We start from the raw sequence: 21,949 nt of genomic DNA on the forward strand, positions 1-21,949 counted from the left end.
TTTAGCTCAGAAGCTAATATGAACTAAAGTAGAAAGTTTTAAGAATTATCAGATTTTTTCCAGATTTAAGAATTAAACAAGGTAACTGACCTCAGCAGTAATGCGAAATCAGTTCACCTTGCGCAAATGGAATGCTCGTGCGAAGCACGATGTCATTAAACATTTGCACCCAGTATTTCCTGGTGACTATAGCGTTTTGGAACCACCTGACCCCATGCCGAACTCAGAAGTGAAACGAAACAGCGTCGATGATAGTGTGGGTCTCCCATGTGAAAGTAGAACATCGCCAGGGCCTAATTAAAGAAACCCGTTGCAGAAATGCAGCGGGTTTTTTGCGTTATGGTGCAGAATTTTCGCATCACGAAGTGATAAAGCGGAAACTTCTGCGCAAGGTGAAATGAGCAACCTTCACTGTAGCTACTCTCTTCGTTCTGAACCACTTTTCATACCATTCCGCTTAAATATCTGATCTAATAGAAGTCATATAAAATCACCAACTCAATAACGTTGAACACAAACATATCTGAACAGCTTTTATCGCTTTCCCGAAAAGAACCCAACGCACGAAAGCGCATTCGATTGCTTGCCGTGTCATTATTTTATGAGGGCAATAGTAGAGCCGACATTGCAAAACGCCTTAATACTGCACGAAGTAGTGTTAATAAATGGGTCTCTAGTTACCTAGAGCATGGCCTCGATGGCTTAGACAATAAGCCTATTCAAGGGCGTCCATCTAGACTCCAACAACCACAGCTTGAGCAACTGTCTGAGTTTATAAAGCGCGCAAACTCAGACCTTCAAGGTGGCCGTTTAACCGGTGACGACATTGTGCAATACATTAGCACCGAGTTTGGCGTTCATTACCACTTAAATCATGTCTATAAAATACTAAAACAGCTTGGCTTTAGCTGGATCACAAGTCGCTCGAAGCATCCTAAGCAATCACAGCAGAGGCAAGAAGCTTTTAAAAAACTTTCTACTGGAAACGATCCTTCACACTCCAGGCCACCTTCCTCTTGACCGTATCGATGTCTGGTTTCAGGATGAAGCTCGATTTGGTCAGCAGAACCCGACTACACGCATTTGGGCTGAAACAGGAACACGGCCAAGGATTGTGAAACAACAACAGTTTGAATACGGGTACTTATTTGGTGCAGTATGTCCTGCCACAGGCCAAACTGAAGCGTTAGTAAGTCCATTTGTAAATAAAGAAGCGATGAGGCAGCATATGCGTCAAATATCACAAGCTACACCAGTTGGCAGGCATGCAGTTGTGATTATAGACGGCGCAGGCTGGCATACAGATGATACTGCGGCAGAATTCAGCAACTTAACGCTCATAAAACTTCCTCCTTATTCACCAGAGCTAAATCCAATAGAACAAGTATGGAGCTGGATACGACAACATTGTTTATCCAATAGAGTGTTTTCTGGCTATGACGACATAGTTGATGAAGTTTCAAAAGCATGGAATCAATTTATTTCACTACCGGATCGAGTGAAGAAGATGTGCAGCCGAGAATGGATAAAGCTGACTTAATCTTTATGCGGAATGGTATCACAAGCGAAAATAACTAAACTCTTACCTTCAGTTATACTAGCTCACTTCAACTTGCGCAAAGCAAACGTATTCGCTTCGCTCATTGTCGTTAACACTTTGCACTACATTCATCCATGAAGCTGGGTTCCATCGCGCATCCATGCGCTCACTTCCTCATGCTGCGAAACTTCGTTTCGGTCATTGGTCACCCTTGCGCGAAAATAATGTAAGCGCTGCGCGCTTGTCATAAACCTTTCGCGCTGTACTTACGCAAAGCAAATGCACTCGCTTCGCTCGCTGTCATTAACTTTGCACTATTGCACTACATTTGCGCCAAGATCAAGAACTGGCTATGCTTAAAAAGGGTTTATTAAAGGCTGTTGGTGTGACTATTTATCTTGTTTATTTATTGATTATGTTTGCTTTGTTCGGTACTTCAGCTAGCTATTTTGCACGCTTTCTTTACCGTTACTGGGTGTATAAAGAGATGGATCAGATGTTAATTTTTAAAGCGGGAGGGTGTGCCCTATTGATCATGACTTTGTCTGCAATAGGGGCTTTATTATTTTAGTTGCTGATAGGAAAGCTTTCACATGTGTTTCTTATGCATAATGACTGAATAGGCAGAACTTGTTTACAAGTTTCTTCAGCTGAAAGCGCTTCGTTTAGTAGTTGTTCTTTTGCTGTTTCGGCTGCCACTAAACGTTCTACCTCGCTTTCATCAACCGTTTTTGTGGAAAATACAACATAGCGACTAGGACCACCACAAGCGCGACGTTCTCCTACACCAATAACCTTACATTGAAAACTTGCATCACAACTTAAGTCAGCAACATAGCTTTGTATTGAATCACTGCTGGTATCTAAATTTTGTTGTGATGATTGGCAACCCGATAACATAAGGAAGGCTATGACTGCTGAGCCTATTACTGTTTTCATGTATTTTCCTTTTAATACGCTAATTGACTACTGTTGGTTAGTTTAACACACTTGTTATCAATACATTGTGTGCTTGGCTTTGTGAGCATTGCACAAATGCTTTGCATGTCATTTTGAGCGTTATACAGGCTCTCATATTTTGTAAGCTCAGAGGCGATGCTGAGCGCTTTCTCTTTTGATGTATGTTTAGTCGAGTAGATCATGTAATGGCTAGGGCCGCCGCAGGCTCTACTACCAGCAGCAACCACTTCACACTGCATACTGCTATCACATTCATTAGCAGTTTCGATATTGTTGATTTCAGCCCTTAGTTTAGACAAGGTAGAAGCAGTTACTTTATGATTATTTATTTGCTCGTCGGTTGGCTTATCTAAAAGTAGTACCTTCTCTGCAAATACAGGTTTTTTCTCAGTCTGTGTTTTAACTTGAGGTGCACTTTGTGGTTTTTGAACTTCTGTTGTTTCATTTTGTTTAGCTGTTTGACCACAACCGGTAAAAACAACTAAAGCAGAAGCGATTAAAAGCAATGTCTTCATTAGGTAATCCCGCTCTTTTTTTATTCAGTGTGCATTCTATTTTCTATTTATTCAAGCATTGTAAATGCTGCTAGAAGGCCGTTAAAAATTGGATAAGGTTAAACTGCTAGTTTTCGCCATATTTTGCCCTATCGTATTCATATATATAGCAGGCAGCATACAAAATGATGATGCACTGAAACTGAATTTGTCTTTGGTTATATCTATTTTTAATGATTCTTTAATCACTTTTAGGAGCTAAACTTGCCGCTTAATAGGTTAAAAGCCTCTTCTGTAGAGTACCAAATATCAACACTATCACCCTGCTTGCATTGATGTAGGTGCCTCAGGGGTAGTAATACCAACCCTCAATAATACTCAATCATTTTGAGGGACTAAAACTGACGCTAACTTCGTTGAAAATTTCTTATTTAGAACAACTAAATAGCAAAATTTCCGCCTCGTTATCGACTAGTTTTTCTTGCCTCAAAATAGACCGCTTAATTAAGAGGATTGGTATAAGACGCGTGAGCGATGTTATCGACAAGCTTTTCTTACTTAAATATAAAACGCTTAATCATGAGTGGAAGGATTATTGAAATAAAAGAGGTAAATTTAAGACATAAAAAAACCGCAATTAAGCGGTTTTAATACAAGTTAATGGCGGAGAAGGAGGGATTCGAACCCTCGATAGGGCTACAAACCCTATACTCCCTTAGCAGGGGAGCGCCTTCAGCCACTCGGCCACCTCTCCGGCGCAAACTTAAAATGTGGCGGAGAGATAGGGATTTGAACCCTAGATACGCTATTAACGTATGCCGGTTTTCAAGACCGGTGCTTTCAACCACTCAGCCATCTCTCCATGGGAAAAGATAATACTTAGCGATTTTGCTGCTGTAAATAGTTTTTGATTTGTTTGCCTAAAATTTAACCTAAATTAAAAGAAAAAGTTCTTTTTTGTAGATGAGATAGCCTCAATGGTTAAATTCTGTATAGTAAAATCAAAAACATAAACACTTTGCTGAATGTTATTTGCAACGAGCCATATGATCCATTGAAAGCTTTTTACCACATACTGCAAAAAGTGACTGCCAACTGAAACTAGGCTTTTTCGCAATAGTTTGTTTTAAGCGAGGTTGCGTGTTGCTGCACGCTGCAGCTGTTTGGATCATGATGAGCTCCTAGATTTTTGGAATAAATAACGTTTATATGTGTATATTCTGCATTCGAATTGAATAAAAATAAAACAATAAAAATTGTGATTATCAGATAAGTTTTTCTAATGGATTTGCCTCGGTTTTGTTTCTTAACTTAATGGTTTTGAATATTTATTCTCATGGTTTTTGGGCTTTTAAGTGGTTTTTGTGTTTTGTTTTGAATAATTATCTAATTAATAGGGTTAATTAATTTTTATGCTAGTTGTGGTCAAGCCTAGTTGTTCGCGTGAGATTACTGAACATGTTAAATGGTTAGAAAAAGAAGTATCTAGTAGGCAATTGCACTGCCATTGGTTATATACAACCGGTCAATTTGAAAATGATGTTGCCGCAATTCAAAACTTTTTGGGTGAAGTATCTATGATTGTTGCTATAGGCGGAGATGGAACATTACATTTGCTTGCAAATGCATTGGCAAATACCGACATTGCGGTTGCTATTCTCCCTGCTGGCACCGGCAACGATTTTGCGAGGCAGTTTAATTTTACACTTAAGCAGTGGCGAGCTTTGGTTTTCTCTGGTAGACCTTACTCAATAGACCTGGGGAAAATAAATAACAGATTTTTTATTAATATCGCAGGTGTTGGTTTTAATGCTGCAGTGGTAAAAGATATGGACACTTTTCAGAGTCGTCATAAATTCAGTTATATTTTCGCAGGCATAAAACACCTTATCAGCTTTAAGCAGATCTCAGCCAATGACAGTTCTCTTATGCGTATTTTTGCAAATGGAAAATTCTTCGCTGCGGGCTTGAAAGCTGCTCCAAATGCACAAGTTAATAACGGTGAGTTACTAATGGTTCATTTTAAAGCCAACTCGCTATTAAACAGGGTTTGGACCTTTCTTTTGATGTTATTTTATAGTCACGAGAGATCACAATATGTCAGCACAGAGAGTATTTCTGAATTTTTTATCAATGAACCTGATTTATTAATCGAGGCTGATGGAGAAATTGTCGGGCAATCGCCTGCATTGATAAAAGTATGTCCGGCAGCTTTGAAGGTAAAGTTATGAAAAAAGAGCTGACAGAGTCAGCTCGTAAAGGGAGATAATTAATATTTTAGGCGCTACCTAATTATTTTGATTTGAAATTAAAAAGTTGATAACCATTCATAGCTGGTATTTGCGAAACTAGTTTGGTTTCGGCATTAGCAATAACTTCAAATTTTCCACAAAGGCCATTGGCTTTTTCTTCAAGCTGCTTTGCTTGAAGTTCAATTCTCTCTTCTATTTGTTTGCCCATATTCTCCATTCGAGTTTCAAAGCTCTCCATATCGCCACCCGAACTCACCATTTCTGAACCAACCATCATCAGTATGCTACCGATTGATTGCATCATCGCTGATTCAACAGCTTCTTCCATATGGGTTTCGAATTTATCTTCAAAGTTTTCTCCGAATTCATTAAATGTTCTCTCGCCCATTACGAATGCACCTTGTTGATAAAAGGTGTCACTGATTTCAACGTGCAGCTCATCCATCAGACCATTTAAAGAATCTAACCCTTGTAGATTAAAAGCCTGCGCAACTTCATCGAGTGCTACGCCAGCAAGCTTTACACCATCTAAAGCAATGTTTGCGACTTGTGGTAATTGTACTCGTAATGAATCCGCATAATTTGAAAGAGCGACTTTTTGGTCATCAGTTAATGTAATTGCTTGCCCATCAACATACAGCTCACCAAAGCTGTCGATTGTTAGCTGCTTACTGTTTTCAGCCGTTATTTGTAACTGGTTAGGTGTGATACGAACATCATTTTGAAAGTCTACTTGGCATTGGTCACTACTAATTTGAATGCCGTGATCTTCGTGTGCGATTGCTGACGTACTTAAAACTAATGTGGTTGCTAACATAAACTTTTTCATAATTATCATTCCTATTGATGGGATTAGTAATTCTTTATCAAGATGGATGCCAAATTTAAAATGTTAATATAATCATGAGTTTGTGCTTCTTTGTTTGTGGTGAGGAAGTGAGGGGTGGTTAAAAATGCAAAAGATTTTAGTCAATTGCACTAATTTGTGTTTTTTTTAACACGCAGGCGTTGGTGTTAGCTTGCTTATAATGTTTGCAAAGCTGAAAAATCACGCTAATTATTAAAACGGTAATGTGCTTAATGTCATGAGGTTGTCACCATGCGTAATTCCTTTTCTGAAGATGTTCCGATGGACGATGAATTTAGTGCTGAGTTAGGTGAATTAAACACCGAGCCATCAAGTATGCAAAAACGTCGAACTCGAAAGAGGCTTGAAGATTATTTTGAACAAAAGCGTTTACGAGAGTGTTTGGGGGATGATGAATTTGGAGATATAGACTAATACCAATCCTCAATAATACTCAATCAGTTTGAGGGACTAAAACTGACGCTAGCTTCGTTGAAAATTTCTTATTTAGAACAACTAAATAGCAAAATTTCCGCCTCGTTATCGACAAGTTTTCCTTGCCTCAAAATAGATCGCTTAATTAAGAGGATTGGTATAAGAGTCTACCGTCGTTAAAGCGATAGTATCCAAACTAGCTCAAGCAGTATGATACAAAGAGCTGTATTTTGTTTTAGAGTAATACAGTGTAATAGATAAGTTCTTTCCTCATTTTTTGACGATGAATTGGTATGGACTCTTATTTGCTGTCCTGCATAATAGTGCTCATCGGTTATCAGTATTTGTGAGAGTAAGATGGGCAAGATTAAAGTATGGGATGGCTTTATACGTGGGTTTCATTGGTTATTGGTGGGTGCTTTAGCTGTTTTATATATCAGTGGTGAAGAAGGTTGGTTAGAGCTGCATTTTGTAACTGGTTACCTATTGCTTGCACTCATGCTAACGCGTTTAATTTGGGGGGTGATAGGCAGTGACACGGCAAGACTAAGCCGACTTATAAATCCCCCTGCTAAAGTAATGTCTGCAATAAAAGGCGAAGATAGTAGTGTTGGGCATAATGCTGCTGGTAGTTTAATGGTCTTATTATTTTTTGTGCTCATTTTAATGCAATTGATAACGGGATTATTTACTACAGATGACATACTAGTCTATGGGCCGCTGGTAAAGTTTGTTAGTTACGATTTAGTCGAATTAGCCGGAACCATTCATCATAGTAATATAGATTTCTTAATTGCTGCTATCGCTTTACACATTACTGCAATCATCATTTACCGTATAAAGGGTAAGAATTTAGCCAAAACCCTTATCACTGGCTCAGCAGAGTTAAGTTCTGAGCAGCCAAAGATGCAGCCAGGATGGAAAGCTTATATTATATTTTTAGTGTTAGCTGGTGTCTTGATAGGTTTATGGGGCCTAGAGCCGTTAAGTCAGCTTGTAGGATGATTGCAGCTCCTCAAAATAGATCATTGAGCTAAGAAGATTATTGTGACTTCTTATAGAGTGTTATAAAAAACGGCGCAACAGCGCCGTTTTTTATTTGTGAAAATGGATGAAAGATTAGTCTTTAAATGATTTGTGGCAATCTTTACAGCCTTTTGCCCAATTTCTAAATGCTGGGGCAATTTCTTTTTTGTCACCAGACTTTGCCGCCGTTGCTAACGCTTGCGCATACTCAGCAAACTGTGTTGCTTTCTTATCGAAAGTAGCTCTATCTGTCCAAACTGCAGGAAGCGCGCTTGTATCGCCTTTTTGAGAGTCTGAAGTAAATGCTTCCCAAGGCATACTAGAAAGTGCAGCAGCGCTATTTGCGCGTTGTTGAAAGCGCTGAGCGTCGAATTTCACTTTTCCTTTTAACATGTCTCCCATGTCGCCAATTTGATAACGAATAAGTTGGAATGTCGCTTTTCGATACTCAATAGCATCTTCAGACGTTTCAAACATAGACTGAGCGTTTGCGCTCAAAGTTAGTGTGCTCAGTAATGCACCCAGAATAATTGTTTTTTTCATTATATGCCCCTAAGAGTTGAGTTAATTCTTTGTACGTAAAACAGTGTCAAAAGGCAAGCCGTTCATGATGAGTGGCAATATTTACATCTTTTATATGAAATGAAGCTCTTAATTTGGTTTGTACCTATAAGGTAAACTGTTTGTTAATTTGTTTACGTTTGTTTACTTAATAGGTGCTGTGTTAATTGTATGATATTTAAGGTTATCTTTGCTTTTGTGATTATTTTGTTTTTAATTGTTTCTTTTATGTTGTAAATAAATTTGCTTAAGTACTATATTGTTGTTCTATTGAAAACAAAAATAACAAGTTGTAACCATCAATATAAACAAGACCTAGGGGAAACTATGTCTAAGTACTCATTTAAAGCAACTGCGGTTGCGACAGCTGTAACAGGCGCATTAATGGCTGCTTCTGCTTCTGCAGAATTAGCGACAAATTCTTCACTAAACCAAGCGTTTGAATCAAGTCAGAAATCAAAACTAGAACAAATTCAAGAAGTTCGTTCTGATGCTTACTTAGTTGTTTTAAAGCAAACTACTGCTGCAGATTTAATCGAACAGGGTAACTACTCTGCTGATGCTGCACGTGCAACTTACGCTGCGATCGAGCAAGCACAAGCCGATTTAAGCAACGAGCTTATGCAACTAGATGCAAGCGCTAAGATCTACGGTTCAACAAAACTACTAGCACCAGCTTTAATTGTTGCAGCAAGTGATGTGACGCTTAGTGCAATTAAACTAAACTCAAATGTTGCTCGTGTACTACCTCTACGTGATTTTGAGTTACATGTTGCAGACGTTAATGAATACTTAAATGCTGCTCCAGTAAACGCGGGCGGTAATACAGCTGCAGGTCAAAAGGTTGCAGTACTAGACACTGGTATCGATTACACACACAAAGTATTTGGTGGTGAAGGTACTGTAGAAGCATATGAAGCGGCTCAGTCAGATCCTGCTTCTGTAGCTTGGCCACAAGGTCAGGTTCAGGGCGGTTATGACTTCATTCGCGACGATGCTGACCCTATCGAAAATGATCCAAACTTCAGTGAAGGTGATGCTACAAGTCACGGTACTTCAGTATCTCACTCAGTGACAGGTATTGCACCAGACGTAGAACTATTCGTTTATTCAGTATGTGGTGGCGGTTGTCCATTCGCAGCTCAGGTAAATGCCCTTGAAGCAGCAATGGATCCAAACGGTGACGGTGACCTATCAGACCGCGTTGATGTGATCAACATGTCACTAGGTGGCGAATTTGGTGACACTTACACTGAAGATGGTACTCAGTACTTAATTCAACGTGCTGTACGTCTAGGTACTAACGTAGTTATTTCTGCTGGTAATGACGGTGATCACCCATTCCGTATCGGCGGTCCTTCAACAACACCTAATGCGCTTTCTGTAGGTGCAATGACTCACCCTACATTAGAAGAAGCTAACCCTTCAGCAACGCTAGCAGGTGAAGCTGTTGTTGTACAACCTGCAAGCTTCGGTCCTCAAGGTGCATTCGAAGGCTCAATGGTATTAGGTCAAATCGTTTATCCTGGTGACAATGCAGATACAGCTGATGTTAATGAAGCTGAAGGTTGTGATGGTGATGACGGTGAAGGTAATGCAACTAACCCATTTGCGGGTATGGACTTCACTGGTAAGACTGTTCTAATCGACCGTGGTTCTTGTGCTTTCACTGAAAAAGTTCTTAATGCACAAGAAATGGGCGCTGAATTTGTTCTAATCGCTAATGCGACAGATGACGGTACTCCAGCTCCTATGGGTGGTTTTGATGCTGATGTAACAATTCGCTCATTTGGCGTGAACTTCGCAACTGGCGCTACAATCAAAGATGCAATTAAAGCTGCAAGTGAAGATACACTTGAGATTAAAGTTGAGATGGTTCAAGTTGCTGGTGCAGTAGCTGGCTTCTCTTCACGTGGTCCTTCAATGGATGGCCTACTTAAGCCAGAGATCACTGCACCTGGTACTAGCATCATGGTTGCAGCAACAGGTACTCAAGATCAACTAGCTCCAGCTACAGGTACGTCTTTCTCAGGTCCAATCACTGCGGGTGCTGTTGCGCTGGTTCGTGAAGCTCGTCCTGAATTAAGTGCACATGAAGTTAAAGCAATTCTTATGAATACAGCTAACCTGAATGTGACTGTTGACCCACTTTCTCTTAACCCAGATGCAGACCTTGCTCCTATCAGTTTAATTGGTGCTGGTCTTGTTGATGTTGAGAAAGCAATCGCTTCACCTGCTGTAGCGATGGTTCACCACCCTGAATATGATACTAAGCAAGCAGCACTTTCATTCGGTTTTGATGTGTTAGAAGAAGTAACGTCTTACACTAAAACAGTTGAAGTAAATAACCACTCTGACGAAGACCGCATGTATGAGCTTTCTATGGATGCTCGTTACGCAAATGATGCTGAAACTGGTGCGCTATCTTGGGATTACCCAAGTGAATTAAAAGTACCAGCTGGTGAGTCAGTAGAGTTTGAAGTAACAGTAACTATTGACCCTGCTCGCCTACCTGAGTGGATGCTTGAGAACCCTCAAACAGCTGATGACCTAGTACCACGTGCTGATGCACTAACTATGGCTGAATTCGACGGTGCATTAGTATTCAACGACTTAATGGCGCCAGGTACAAACAACCTACAACTTGTTTACCATGTACTTCCAAAAGCGTTTGTTGGTGGTGAATTAGACATGGTTGAAATGGGTACTGAAAAGTACATCAAGTTCACAAATACTGGTTTCGAAACAATCTCACTTAACCCTGAAATGCTAATTGGTGCAGATGATAGCACTGACAAAGCGTTCAATGTTAAAGCTGCTTCAACAAACCTTTACGCTGTTGAATCATGTAAATCAGGCATCATGATGACTGCAACAATGCAGCTATCTAGCGAGCTAACTCACATGCGTCAAGCAGGTTTTGAGTTCATGTTTGATGTAGATAACAATGGTGTATTTGACTACACAATCGGTAACTATAACGATGTAGGTCGTAGTGCAGCTGTTCCGGGTCGTTCACGTACAGCACTAGGTGCGATTGTTGATGGAAATACTCAATGGGCGATCGTTTCAGGTCCTGCGTTCCATACTACGGGTGGTGATTCTGTAACGCTAACAGCTTGTACAGAAGACTTAGGTTTAGCTGATGCTAAATTTGGTGACCCAATCACAGTTGCAGCCGTTACAGGTTGGGCTAGCTACTCACTAGGCGTGTATACACCTACAGATGCTCTAGTTGGTACAGTTGCTTTCGATCAAAGTGCAGCAGCAATGGTAAATGCAGCTGGTGAGCGAGTTAACAGTCTTGCTCCGGGTGAGTCTGCATACGTGATGTCTGACTTCCCATTTGCAATTGGTAACGGTCTAAATCAAATCGTTGAAACAGTTGGTCAAGATGCAATTGATGAAGTGATGGCAAGTCGTGACAACAACGCACCTATGATTGAAGAACGTCAAACGTTCTACACAGACGAAAACGTAGAGCTTGGCACTGTTATCGGTATGCTTGCGCATTCTGATAAAGATGGTGACATCGTTGATTTCATGGTGAGCGGCACGAACCTAGTAGATGTTAATGAGAAGGGTGAAATTGTTGTTACTGGTGAGATCGACTACGAATATGACCGTGACTTCCGCTTCACAGCGACAGCAAAAGATGCGAAAGGCAACTATTCTAAGCCAGTAGAAGTAGAAATTCGCGTTAATAACGTAAGAGGTGGTGATGATAATGATGATGCATTCTCAGGCTCTCTAGCTTGGTTAGCACTTCTAGCAGCACCATTTGCGGCACTACGTCGTCGTAAACAAAAATAATAAACAGAACGCTGTTTAAAGAAAGGGTTGGCTTGATGCCAGCCCTTTTTATTTGAAAAAAGTAAATGTCAGGAATAGTCACCCCCTTATTTTTAACTTCTTATTTGTAGTAAAAAATTAGGTGCTTCCAATGTGGTAAATCTTTTAGCTACAAATGCACCTCTAATCTTAAAATTGTTTACATTTTTTTACTCGTTACTTTTCTTATTTAAATCAGAGCTCTAAGAGTTATTTTCTCTTTTCGTTTCTTCTTTTTGTAACTCAGATGTACCTAAATTATTGTTTTTTGTACCTATCAGAGCTTATATTGCTGTTTGTTTCTATATTTATACAAAAAAATAAAAAACTCTTTACTAATCTGACTTAGGGGAAACTATGTCTAAGTATTCATTGAAAGCAACTGCGGTTGCTACAGCAGTAACTGGTGCCTTAATGGCAGCATCTGCTTCTGCGCAATTTGCTACAAATTCATCACTAAACCAAGCATTTGAATCTAGCCAAAAATCAAAACTAGAAGAAATCAAAGAAGTTCGTTCAGATGCTTATTTAGTTGTTTTAAAACAAACAACTGCTGCAGACTTAATTGAACAAGGTAATTATTCTGTAGATGCAGCGCGTGTAACGTATGCTGCAATTGAGCAGGCTCAAGTTAGTCTAGCGAATGAGTTAAAGCAATTAGATGCTGAAGCAAAAGTATATGGTGCAACAAAATTATTAGCTCCAGCACTAATTGTTTCTGCAAGTGACACAACACTTAGTGCACTAAAATTAAACTCAAATGTTGAGCGTGTTTTACCATTACGTGACTTTGACCTTCATGTTGTAGAAGTAAATAATTTACTTAAAGCCAATGTAGTTAATAATGAATTAGGCTTTACTGGTTCTAGTCAAACTGTTGCCGTTTTAGATACTGGTATTGACTACACGCACAAGGTTTTTAACCCAGAGGCTGGTACTGTTGAAGCTTATGAAGCGGCGCAACAAGATCCAAGATCTGTTGCTTGGCCACAAGGCCAAGTCAAAGGCGGATATGACTTTATTCGTAATGACGCAGATCCAATCGAAAATGACCCTAAATTCCCTGATTCAGAGTGGGAAGATGCTCCGGGTGAAGCAACCAGCCACGGTACAGCTGTATCACACTCTGTAACTGGGATCGCACCAGATGTTGAATTATTAGTCTACTCTGTATGTGGTGGTGGTTGTCCTTACGCGGCTCAAATTAATGCGTTAGAAGCTGCGATGGATCCAAATGGTGATGGCGATCTTTCGGACCGAGCTGATGTTATTAACATGTCTCTTGGCGGTGAATTTGGTGGCACTTACACAGCTGGCGGAACCGGTTATCTTATCCAACGCGCTGTCCGTTTAGGTACGAATGTTGTTATTTCTGCTGGTAATGACGGTGATCATCCGTTCCGTGTTGGTGGTCCTTCTACGACACCAAATGCACTATCAGTGGGTGCTATGACACACCCTGTTACTCAGGTAATCAATCAGACCGAAACAGATTTAAATGGGCAAGAATTTATTTTTGGAGAAGCACGATTCGGTGCTCAAGGACCATTTGCTTTCTCGAGTGAAGGTAAAGAGTTTGTTTATCCAGAAACAAACCAAACTGGCTGTGAGTCTTTTGGCGATGATGTTGATTTTACTGATAAAGTAGTGCTAATTGATCGTGGTGGTTGTGGCTTTTCTGTGAAAGCTCTAAATGCACAAGAGAAGGGCGCGGCTTTTGTTATTATTGTAAACAGTGCTGAAACAGGCGTTATCAATATGGCTGCTTCACCAGGCGCTGAAGCCGTTACTATTCGTACAATCATGTTAACCAAAGCCGATGGTCAAATAATCAAAGACAGCATCGCGGCAGGTGAAGAGTTCACGCTAAATATAGAGGCTACGGAGATAAACATTGCGGGTAATGCAGTGGCTGACTTCTCTTCACGTGGTCCTTCAATGGATGGCTTGCTTAAGCCTGAAATCACCGCGCCTGGTTCTGCAATTATGGTTGCTGACACGGGCACGCAAACAGGTCTTGCACCAGCAAGTGGTACTTCATTCTCTGGCCCAATTACTGCAGGTGCTGTTGCACTAGTTCGTGATGCTCGCCCAGAACTAAGCGCTGAAGAAGTCAAAGCGATTCTAATGAATACTGCGGACTTAAATGTATTTAAAGAATCTACAGCACTTAATCCTGACACTACATTAGCACCAATTAGCTTAATAGGTGCAGGTTTAGTCGATGTTGAAAAAGCGATCAAGTCACCAGCTGTTGCAATGGTTTATCTGCCAGAGTATGACACTAAACAAGGCGCATTATCGTTCGGTTTTGAAGAGCTAGAAGAAGTGACTTCATTCACTAAAACGGTAGAAGTTAATAACCATTCAAGCGAAGAACGCATTTACGAGTTGTCTATTAATGCACGTTATGCAAATGATGCAGAGACAGGCGCATTATCTTGGGAATTCCCAAGTGAACTAAAAGTGCCTGCAAATAGTTCTGTCGAGTTTGATGTGACAGTGACGATTGACCCGGCACGTTTACCAGAGTGGATGCTTGAAAACCCGCAATCAGCAAGTGACCTTGAGCCTCGTGCAAATGCGCTGACATTAGCGGAGTTTGACGGTGCGCTAGTATTTAACGACCTTATGGCGCCAGGCACAAACAACCTGCAACTCGTTTATCATGTTCTGCCAAAAGCATTTGTTGGTGGTGAGCTTGACATGATAGAAATGGGTACTGAAAAGTACGTTACTTTCACAAATACGGGTTTCGAGCCACTTTCAATCAATCCTGAAGTGCTTATTGGCGCAGACAATAGCACTGATAAAGCGTTTAACGTAAAAGCTGCATCGGCAAACCTTTACAATGTTGAGTCATGTAAGTCTGGTCTTCTAATGACAACGACGCTTCAGCTTTCAGACAATTATAGCCACTTACGTCAAGTCGGTGTTGAATTTATGTTTGATACTGATAACAACGGCGTGTATGACTTTGGTATTGGTAATTATAATGACACAGGCCGTAGTGCGGAAGTTCCTGGCCGCTCAAGAACGGCTTATGGTGAAGTAGTTAACGGTGATACTAATATTTCAATCATTTCTGGTCCTGCATTCCATACAACAGGTGGTGACTCAGTAACACTTTCTGTATGTACAGATAAACTAGGCCTTACAGATGAGACGTTAGCTCAACCGTTTACTGTTGCTGCTGTTACAGGTTACCCAAGCTCTAGATACGGTGTTTATTCTGAAACAGACCGTTTGGTAGGTACTGTTGATTTTGGTAAAGGCAAAGCAGCACTAATTAATGCGTCTGGTGAACGTGTAAATGAACTAGCACCAGGTCAGTCGGCATATGTATTGGCAAATAGTCAATTCGCGATTGGTAATGGCATCAACCAAATTGTTGCAACAGCTGGTCAAGACGTTATCGATGAAGTAATCGAAAGCCGTAATAACAATGCGCCTGTGATTGAAGAACGCCAAACTTTCTACACTGACGAAAACGTTGAGCTAGGTACAGTTATAGGCAAACTTGCCCACCATGATGAAGATGGCGACATTGTAGATATCATGATCAGCGGAACTAACCTAGTAGATGTTCACGCAAACGGTGAAATCGTAGTTACAGGTGAAATCGACTACGAATATGACCGTGACTTCCGTTTCACAGCAACAGCAAAAGATGCTAAAGGTAACTACTCTAAGCCTGTAGAAGTTGAAATCCGCGTTAATAACGTGAAAGGTGGCGATGACAACGATGATAGCGGTGCAGGTTCACTAGCTTGGTTAGCGCTTCTAGCAGCACCATTTGCAGCACTTCGCCGTCGTAAGCAGAAGTAATGCAAATAAATTAGCTGGCTAAATTTTTTAGCTAAAAATAAAAAACCCAGTCCTTAATTTGACTGGGTTTTTTATTGTATTTTTAAACTCGTTATTGAATATCTTTAAAAATCATGCCTCTGCGCATACTGCGTGTCGCTAAAAATACTTCGGCAAGCAGCGCTAAAAATGCGCCAATCAATAAAACCATCGCACCGATAAAACAACTCGAAATGGTGACACTTAGCGGCATAGTGTATAAATGCGAGATAAACATCATCATAACCACGGCACAGACGAGTAGGGCACTGAGTACACTCATACTAAAAGCGATGTGAATGCAGCGAGAGCGTTTTAATAACGCGCGCATTTCTTGCGTTAGAGAAGATGCTAGGGAGTCGTCTTGGTTGTTATTAAGTTTTCTATCTAACAGTCTTGCTCTGTCGGTAATACGCGCTAAACGGTTAGATAAAACCCCAAGCGTTGCGGCAATACCTGTAATTAAGAAAACCGGCGCAACCGCAGTTTGAATAACTTTAGCAATTGTTAGAATGTGAACTGGATCTTGTGACATATAACCTCTTTATTGAGAGCGTTTAGTGTAAATCAGCTATTGGCTATTTGACGCTTTTAACTCATTACCAAATGACTTTCTCAATCACATTGGCTTGTTCACCAATCAGTGTTTTCACTACTTTATTCTGTTCGTCTAGTAAGATTAGGCGTGGAATGCCTTTGTTTGCGTAGTGCTGATAAATGGCACGTTCTGGGTCGGCAACTAGGGCAAAAGGTAACTCAAATTCTTGATTGAACTTAGCCATTGATTCAGGGTTTTCTTCGCGGCCAATACCAATAATTTGTATATCCTGATTGGCAATAAGTGGTGAGGCTTTTAGCTCACGCAGCGTGCGTTTTGAGTCAGAGCACCAGGTTGCAAATAAGATAACCAATTTCTTTTTATCATTTAAGGTGACTGGTTTACCGTTAATATCGGTAAAACTAGTGTGTTTAAAATCATCACCTTGTACCACGTAGGTTTCATAACCCTTAGGGTGAGGCTCAATGCTTTGTGTTGCGGCGCAGCCGTTTAAGGTCAGCGCAATTGATGCAATTAGTACGCTCTTTTTAAAGTATTCGAACATGAGGCTAAATCCTTGTTGTTATTTTATTCTCAGCATGGTTACTCGGTTTTCACGCTTACATTAACCGCTATTTGATAGGATAATGCAACGCTATATGTGATGACATGAACGCTTTATTGAATGTGGATTTATCTTAGTCTGTTTGCCTCGGCATTTTTATCAGCCACGCTATTACCTGGTTCGTCTGAAGTGGTGCTTTCAGGGCTGGTGGTCAAACAGCAAGGACTACTCTGGTTACTTTGGTTATCAGCGACTGTGGGTAATGTATTGGGTAGTTGCGTTAATTATTGGTTAGGTCTAAAAATGATGGCGTTTCAAGACAGGCGCTGGTTCCCGATTAATGCGGGGCAAATTGCGAAAGGCCAACGGGTGTTTGATAAATATGGCGTGTATAGCTTATTGTTTGCTTGGCTGCCAGTAGTCGGCGATCCACTCACGTTACTTGGTGGCGTTTTTAAAGTTAGGCTTTCACTATTTGTGTTACTGGTGAGTATAGGTAAAGCGTTGCGCTATGGCTTTATTATTGCGGTCGCCTTAGGTTTAGAGCGGCTGATATAGCCGCACTTGAATTGAATAACTGTTAGCTTTTACGCCAATCTAAAGTCAAAGAGACTGAATCTGCAAAGCGTAGCGCATGCGGTTTATCGACACGCACTTTTGCATAAGTGACCGATTCATGTTCATGACAGACCTCTAAAATATCAGCAACCAGTTTCTCAAGTAATAAAAAGTGACCAGTTTCGACTTGGCTTATTACTGCCTTGGTGATGGTTTTATAGTTCAGCGCATGCTCAACAATGTCACCGTTGATACAGGCGCTATCAGCAGGGTAATGAATTTCAATGTTCAATACCACATCTTGCTTTTTCTCACGCTCTTCTTGGTTAAAACCAATATAAGTGCGCAGCCTTAAATTAGTGATGTTAATAATCGCGTTTTGCATTCACTGCTCCTTAGTTTTTTACTAGCTGTAAAAACTCATTGCGGGTTTTAGGGTCGTGTCTAAAGTTACCCAGCATGACCGAAGTACGCATTTTTGAGTTTTGTTTTTCAACGCCGCGCATCATCATGCACATATGTTTTGCTTCAACAATGACACCGACGCCTTTTGCGCCCGTCACTTCTTCAACTGCTTTGGCGATTTGGTGAGTAAGCTGCTCTTGAATTTGAAAGCGTCGTGCGAACATATCAACAATGCGCGCAAACTTAGATAGACCGAGTACTTTACCATTTGGAATATAAGCAATATGGCACTTACCTACAAAGGGTAGTAAGTGGTGCTCACACATTGAATACAGCTCGATATCTTGAATGAGCACCATGTCATCGGCATCTGAGCTAAACACGGCATTATTGGTTATCTCATCTAAAGTCTCACGATAACCTTTGGTTAAAAACTCCATCGCTTTGGCAGCGCGTTTTGGGGTATCTAACAAACCTTCACGCTCTGGGTTTTCACCTACCGCAGTTAAGATTTCGTGATAACTTTTCTTTAAATCGTCATGCATAATCTATCTCTTTATTTTAAGTGGCGTCCGCCATCAACTGCTAGGGTGCGACCTGTGATGTAGTTACTGCTTAATAATAGCTCAACGCTATTGATGATCTCACGGCAGCCAGGCTCGATGCCCATCAAGGATTTTTTCAATGTTTTTGCTTTATACGCGTCGTCGTCATGCTCGTTGAAAATGATCAAACTTGGCGCGATAGAGTTCACTTTAATATGCGGTGCAAACTTCGCAGAGAAAGACTTAGTTAAGTTATCTAAAGCTGCTTTGCTTGCAGCATAAGCAATATGTTTCGGGCTGCCTGTCTCAACCACATAATCGGTTAAGTGAATGATATCGGTAATGTCGTCAGAGTTTTTTAACAGCGGGCCCAGTGCCACATTCAATAAGTAAGGCACTTTGGCATGAATGTGTATCATGCGGTCAAAGAGGCTGGCATAGTCGTCACAACTGGCTTCACAATCCCAGCTTGATGCGTTGTGGATCACTGCACGAAGGCTGGGTGTGATAGATGTTATTTGGTTGACTAACTCGCTGACTGAATCGGGCTTATCGAAATCGCATTGAATACAAGTAACGCCTTGGGCTTCGAGTTCATCAATACATGCGTGACGGGTGCGATAAGTCATTATTACAGGCTGAGCTTGAGCAACAAAGTGTTCTGTGAGTGCTAAGCCAATGCGCTGTGCGCCGCCGGTAATCAGTATGGGTGCTGTCATGTAAGACCTATCTATGTTGTTAAAATTTTTCTATTTAACCAGTGTATACGCTTTTTTTATTTTTATCGATCAAGCGCTTGCAGGAGCATAGAAGAACGCTCCTAAAAATGTGAACTTAAAGTATACAACTTGGGTATAATTGACAGCGTTGTCTACGGAGGTTGGATGTTAGCAAGAGTTACGCAAAAGTCAGTTTGGCCGTTTTGGTTTACTGCCGGAGTTTATGCCACCTTGTTATTGTTACAAGGCGCAAAGCCTGCGCTCATGCAGGTTTATCAAGAACTTGAGATTGCCTTAACCATGGCGTTAGGGTCTTTCGTAGCAGGTGGCACAGCCTTGGGAGGTGGTGCGGTGGCATTTCCGATCATGACTAAGCTACTTGATATTGAACCGGCCACAGCCAAGGTATTTTCTTTGGCGATACAAAGCTTTGGCATGACAGCGGCGAGTTTAACCATTATCTGTCGCGGCATTCCTTATTATCGCAATGTGGTGCTGCTTGCGCTGCCAATGGCATCACTGGGGGTGACTTTAAGTTTATTGTATGTTTCCCCTGCTGTGCCTAGGCTGTGGGTTAAGTCGGTATTTAGTGTGTTGTTGCTGTGCTTTGCTGTGACTATGCTGGTTAGATGGTGGCGCAAAGCCCACCATGAGCAAAGTATTGATGACATTCACCCTCATCCACAGCGCTTAATGCTGGTGGCTTTTATTGGCGGACTTGCCAGTGGCTTGGTGGGCTCAGGGGCAGATATTGCCTTATTTGCGCTGTTATTGCTTTGCTATAAAGCTGATGTGAAAAAAGCGACCGCGACGTCGGTATTAGTGATGGCGTTTACCTCAGTGATCGGCAGTATTATTAATGTGGTTTATTTACAGCAGATCACGCCAGAAATTCATAGCTACTTGCTTGCCGCTATTCCTGTTGTGGTAATAGGCGCGCCACTTGGGGCATATGTATGTGCGAAAGTAAAAGTGGGTTATGTGGTGATGTTTTTACTGAGTTTAATTGTGCTCGAGGCGGGTATGACAGGTTATGAGCTAGTTAGCTCATAACCTAATTTTCTTTATTATTCAGAACTCAGGTTACTTATACTTCGTCGTAAACCGTAGGAATAGGCTGGCGCTTATGCTGCGTGCGTAGATAAATCGCAATCAGCTTGTCAGCGACTTCAGCGTCTACGTCTTTGCCTTCCAAGAAATCATCAATTTGCTCGTAGCTCAAACCTAATGCGTCTTCGTCTTTTAGACCAGGCTTATCACATTCAAGATCGGCTGTCGGTGCTTTTTCTACTAAAGCAGCTGGTGCGCCAAGCTTGCTGGCTAATGCGCGAACTTGGCGCTTAGATAGACCAAATAAAGGCGCAAGGTCACAGGCACCGTCACCAAATTTAGTATAAAAGCCAGTGATGTTTTCAGCGCTGTGATCAGTACCTACCACTAAACCTTGCGTAAGACCGGCAATCTCATATTGCGCAACCATACGCTGACGAGCTTTCACATTACCTTTTACAAAGTCCACATGACTGTCACTAGGTAAAGTGGTATCGCTATCAGACATAGCTAGTAAGGCTTGAGCATGCAGCGCATCTGCTGCATCTTTAATATTTACAGTTAGGCGTTTGCTCGGCTTAATAAACTCTAGAGCTAATTGCGCTTCGTCTTCATCCGCTTGCACGCCGTAAGGTAAGCGCATCGCAATAAACTGATACTCAGTGGTGTTTAACTCGTTATTAAGCTCGTCAACGGCAAGCTGACATAAGCGACCACAAGTTGAAGAATCTACGCCACCACTAATACCTAATACCAGTGACTTACAATGTGCACTGACAAGGCGTTGTTTGATGAAGTTAACGCGACGGGTGATTTCAAAGTCGACGTCGATGTTAGGCTGAACGCGCATTTCGGCTAAAATGGCTTGGCGCATGATGATTCCTCTGTGAGTTCTGGTTTATTGAGTGCAAGCTCTATTATGTTGTGATATTTGCTGAATTTAAAGCGCTATTTCTTACATTTAAAGTCCTAAATGCTGTTTTATCTTGGCTAATTCTTGCTTAAGTTTCTGCACTTCTTCTAATAAGCTATTTAAGTCTGCTTCAGCTAACGGCTCAGCGCCAGCACTAGCCAGTTCAGCTTCTGTGCTCGATATAAACAGGTGTTGATAACGGCTTTCGCGTTTACTCGGTTGTCTTGGTAGCTGCTGAACAAGACTTTGTTGTTGGAGGTCTTGTAGTACTTGTTCAACCTCACTGACCTGAGCAAAGCTAGCTAGGCGATTGGTACGACTGCGAAGTTCACCGGGAGTTTGTGGGCCACGTAATAGCAATACACACACAACCGCGAGTTGTTGTTCGCTAAATTGTAAATCGCCGAATTCGGTATTGCAGAAACGATGGCGGTATTTATCGACTCGACCCGAAACTGCTTCATCTCGAACCACTATTCTTTTAGCAATTAAACCATCAACGGCATCTAAGACTTCAGCTTCGCTTAACTCTAATACCGGCTCACGATTCGATTTTTGATTACAACCCGTCGTCAGTGAATTTAAAGATAGAGGATATTGGTCTGGGGTGGTGATTTCTTTTTCTAGCAACACACCAATAATACGTTGCTCAATTTGATTTAATTCCATCGCCAAGCTCCTTAATTAGGCTATTTCTCAAATGTACGTTAAGGCGAATTAATATACCAGTAAGAATTGATTTAGTTGGTTATCAGAGAGGAACAAGATTGAAAAGCTGGGTATAACATGAACATAATGCAGTTTCGCTGACACAATAGCGTCACTTATTTATGGCTAGTATAGAAATAATAAAGCACAAGGAGA

The 21,949-nt window shown here is 41.1% G+C and carries 21 protein-coding genes, 2 tRNA genes and 1 rRNA gene; 10 read left to right on the forward strand and 14 right to left on the reverse strand.

The window, feature by feature from the left end:
* Window positions 1-178: 178 nt before the first annotated feature.
* From rrf to ACH784_RS00175, 3 genes are all read left to right on the forward strand, one after another.
* Window positions 179-292, forward strand: a 5S ribosomal RNA gene (rrf, locus tag ACH784_RS00165).
* A gap of 227 nt (window positions 293-519) precedes the next feature.
* Window positions 520-1,540 (forward strand): IS630 family transposase gene (locus ACH784_RS00170; protein WP_404395127.1). Its coding sequence is split into 2 segments (ribosomal slippage): window positions 520-972 and window positions 974-1,540, totalling 1,020 coding nucleotides; the frame shifts between segments, so codons are not numbered across the junction.
* Between the two features lie 352 nt (window positions 1,541-1,892).
* Complete coding sequence (locus tag ACH784_RS00175) at window positions 1,893-2,111, forward strand: hypothetical protein (protein ID WP_404392480.1); 219 nt, start codon at window positions 1,893-1,895, stop codon at window positions 2,109-2,111.
* Here the strand turns inward: ACH784_RS00175 and ACH784_RS00180 are convergent.
* The 5 genes from ACH784_RS00180 to ACH784_RS00200 all read right to left on the reverse strand — a co-directional run bounded on the left by ACH784_RS00180 (window position 2,108) and on the right by ACH784_RS00200 (window position 4,166).
* Window positions 2,108-2,479 (reverse strand): hypothetical protein, encoded by a 372-nt coding sequence (locus ACH784_RS00180; protein ID WP_404392482.1) that lies wholly within the window; start codon window positions 2,477-2,479, stop codon window positions 2,108-2,110. The two genes, ACH784_RS00175 and ACH784_RS00180, sit on opposite strands and share 4 nt — an antisense overlap.
* A gap of 11 nt (window positions 2,480-2,490) precedes the next feature.
* On the reverse strand, window positions 2,491-3,015 hold the full coding sequence (locus tag ACH784_RS00185; RefSeq protein ID WP_404392484.1) for a hypothetical protein: 525 nt from the start codon (window positions 3,013-3,015) through the stop codon (window positions 2,491-2,493).
* Between the two features lie 640 nt (window positions 3,016-3,655).
* Window positions 3,656-3,748: transfer RNA gene (locus tag ACH784_RS00190), tRNA-Ser, on the reverse strand.
* A 17-nt stretch (window positions 3,749-3,765) separates the two neighbouring features.
* Window positions 3,766-3,856: transfer RNA gene (locus tag ACH784_RS00195), tRNA-Ser, on the reverse strand.
* 166 nt (window positions 3,857-4,022) lie between these two features.
* Complete coding sequence (locus ACH784_RS00200; protein ID WP_404392486.1) at window positions 4,023-4,166, reverse strand: hypothetical protein; 144 nt, start codon at window positions 4,164-4,166, stop codon at window positions 4,023-4,025.
* Window positions 4,167-4,406: 240 nt separating this feature from the next.
* On the opposite strand from ACH784_RS00200, the gene ACH784_RS00205 reads away from it, so the two are divergent.
* A complete protein-coding gene (locus tag ACH784_RS00205) occupies window positions 4,407-5,225 on the forward strand; it encodes a diacylglycerol/lipid kinase family protein (RefSeq protein WP_404392488.1) in 819 nt (272 codons plus the stop codon).
* A gap of 61 nt (window positions 5,226-5,286) precedes the next feature.
* Here ACH784_RS00205 and ACH784_RS00210 read toward each other — a convergent pair whose 3' ends face one another.
* Complete coding sequence (locus ACH784_RS00210; RefSeq protein WP_404392490.1) at window positions 5,287-6,075, reverse strand: YggN family protein; 789 nt, start codon at window positions 6,073-6,075, stop codon at window positions 5,287-5,289.
* A gap of 270 nt (window positions 6,076-6,345) precedes the next feature.
* Here ACH784_RS00210 and ACH784_RS00215 point away from each other — a divergent pair, with 270 nt between their 5' ends.
* Both ACH784_RS00215 and ACH784_RS00220 read left to right on the forward strand, forming a co-directional pair.
* Window positions 6,346-6,528 carry a PA3496 family putative envelope integrity protein gene (locus tag ACH784_RS00215; protein WP_404392492.1) on the forward strand — a complete coding sequence of 61 codons (183 nt, stop codon included), beginning with the start codon at window positions 6,346-6,348 and terminating at the stop codon, window positions 6,526-6,528.
* A gap of 357 nt (window positions 6,529-6,885) precedes the next feature.
* A complete protein-coding gene (locus ACH784_RS00220) occupies window positions 6,886-7,533 on the forward strand; it encodes a cytochrome b/b6 domain-containing protein (protein WP_404392494.1) in 648 nt (215 codons plus the stop codon).
* Window positions 7,534-7,647: 114 nt separating this feature from the next.
* Here ACH784_RS00220 and ACH784_RS00225 read toward each other — a convergent pair whose 3' ends face one another.
* A complete protein-coding gene (locus tag ACH784_RS00225) occupies window positions 7,648-8,097 on the reverse strand; it encodes a c-type cytochrome (RefSeq protein WP_404392496.1) in 450 nt (149 codons plus the stop codon).
* A gap of 345 nt (window positions 8,098-8,442) precedes the next feature.
* Here ACH784_RS00225 and ACH784_RS00230 point away from each other — a divergent pair, with 345 nt between their 5' ends.
* Window positions 8,443-11,928, forward strand: a complete 3,486-nt coding sequence (locus ACH784_RS00230; protein ID WP_404392498.1) for a S8 family serine peptidase — start codon at window positions 8,443-8,445, stop codon at window positions 11,926-11,928.
* Window positions 11,929-12,303: 375 nt separating this feature from the next.
* Window positions 12,304-15,774, forward strand: a complete 3,471-nt coding sequence (locus tag ACH784_RS00235) for a S8 family serine peptidase (RefSeq protein ID WP_404392500.1) — start codon at window positions 12,304-12,306, stop codon at window positions 15,772-15,774.
* Between the two features lie 91 nt (window positions 15,775-15,865).
* Here ACH784_RS00235 and ACH784_RS00240 read toward each other — a convergent pair whose 3' ends face one another.
* Together ACH784_RS00240 and ACH784_RS00245 are read right to left on the reverse strand one after the other, a co-directional pair.
* Window positions 15,866-16,327, reverse strand: coding sequence for a DUF2721 domain-containing protein (locus ACH784_RS00240; RefSeq protein WP_404392502.1), 462 nt, complete (start codon window positions 16,325-16,327; stop codon window positions 15,866-15,868).
* A gap of 64 nt (window positions 16,328-16,391) precedes the next feature.
* Complete coding sequence (locus ACH784_RS00245; RefSeq protein ID WP_404392504.1) at window positions 16,392-16,895, reverse strand: TlpA family protein disulfide reductase; 504 nt, start codon at window positions 16,893-16,895, stop codon at window positions 16,392-16,394.
* Between the two features lie 120 nt (window positions 16,896-17,015).
* Between ACH784_RS00245 and ACH784_RS00250 the strand changes: the two genes are divergently transcribed.
* Complete coding sequence (locus ACH784_RS00250; protein ID WP_404392506.1) at window positions 17,016-17,453, forward strand: YqaA family protein; 438 nt, start codon at window positions 17,016-17,018, stop codon at window positions 17,451-17,453.
* Between the two features lie 22 nt (window positions 17,454-17,475).
* Here the strand turns inward: ACH784_RS00250 and folX are convergent, their stop codons facing one another.
* Genes folX through folM form a run of 3 tightly spaced genes read right to left on the reverse strand, consistent with a single transcriptional unit; the run spans window position 17,476 to window position 19,122 of the window.
* A complete protein-coding gene (folX, locus tag ACH784_RS00255; protein ID WP_404392508.1) occupies window positions 17,476-17,838 on the reverse strand; it encodes a dihydroneopterin triphosphate 2'-epimerase in 363 nt (120 codons plus the stop codon).
* Window positions 17,839-17,848: 10 nt separating this feature from the next.
* The gene (gene folE / locus ACH784_RS00260) at window positions 17,849-18,403 is read right to left on the reverse strand and encodes a GTP cyclohydrolase I FolE (RefSeq protein WP_058028330.1); all 555 of its coding nucleotides are present in this window, start codon (window positions 18,401-18,403) and stop codon (window positions 17,849-17,851) included.
* A gap of 11 nt (window positions 18,404-18,414) precedes the next feature.
* Window positions 18,415-19,122 carry a dihydromonapterin reductase gene (folM, locus tag ACH784_RS00265; RefSeq protein WP_404392510.1) on the reverse strand — a complete coding sequence of 236 codons (708 nt, stop codon included), beginning with the start codon at window positions 19,120-19,122 and terminating at the stop codon, window positions 18,415-18,417.
* A 165-nt stretch (window positions 19,123-19,287) separates the two neighbouring features.
* Here folM and ACH784_RS00270 point away from each other — a divergent pair, with 165 nt between their 5' ends.
* Window positions 19,288-20,175, forward strand: a complete 888-nt coding sequence (locus tag ACH784_RS00270; RefSeq protein ID WP_404392512.1) for a sulfite exporter TauE/SafE family protein — start codon at window positions 19,288-19,290, stop codon at window positions 20,173-20,175.
* A 34-nt stretch (window positions 20,176-20,209) separates the two neighbouring features.
* Here ACH784_RS00270 and nadE read toward each other — a convergent pair whose 3' ends face one another.
* Complete coding sequence (gene nadE, locus ACH784_RS00275) at window positions 20,210-21,046, reverse strand: ammonia-dependent NAD(+) synthetase (RefSeq protein ID WP_404392514.1); 837 nt, start codon at window positions 21,044-21,046, stop codon at window positions 20,210-20,212.
* Between the two features lie 87 nt (window positions 21,047-21,133).
* Window positions 21,134-21,754 carry a YceH family protein gene (locus ACH784_RS00280; protein ID WP_404392516.1) on the reverse strand — a complete coding sequence of 207 codons (621 nt, stop codon included), beginning with the start codon at window positions 21,752-21,754 and terminating at the stop codon, window positions 21,134-21,136.
* Between the last annotated feature and the right edge of the window lie 195 nt (window positions 21,755-21,949).

It is taken from the genome of Pseudoalteromonas phenolica, assembly GCF_044788725.1.
GTDB classification, from domain to species: domain Bacteria; phylum Pseudomonadota; class Gammaproteobacteria; order Enterobacterales; family Alteromonadaceae; genus Pseudoalteromonas; species Pseudoalteromonas phenolica_C.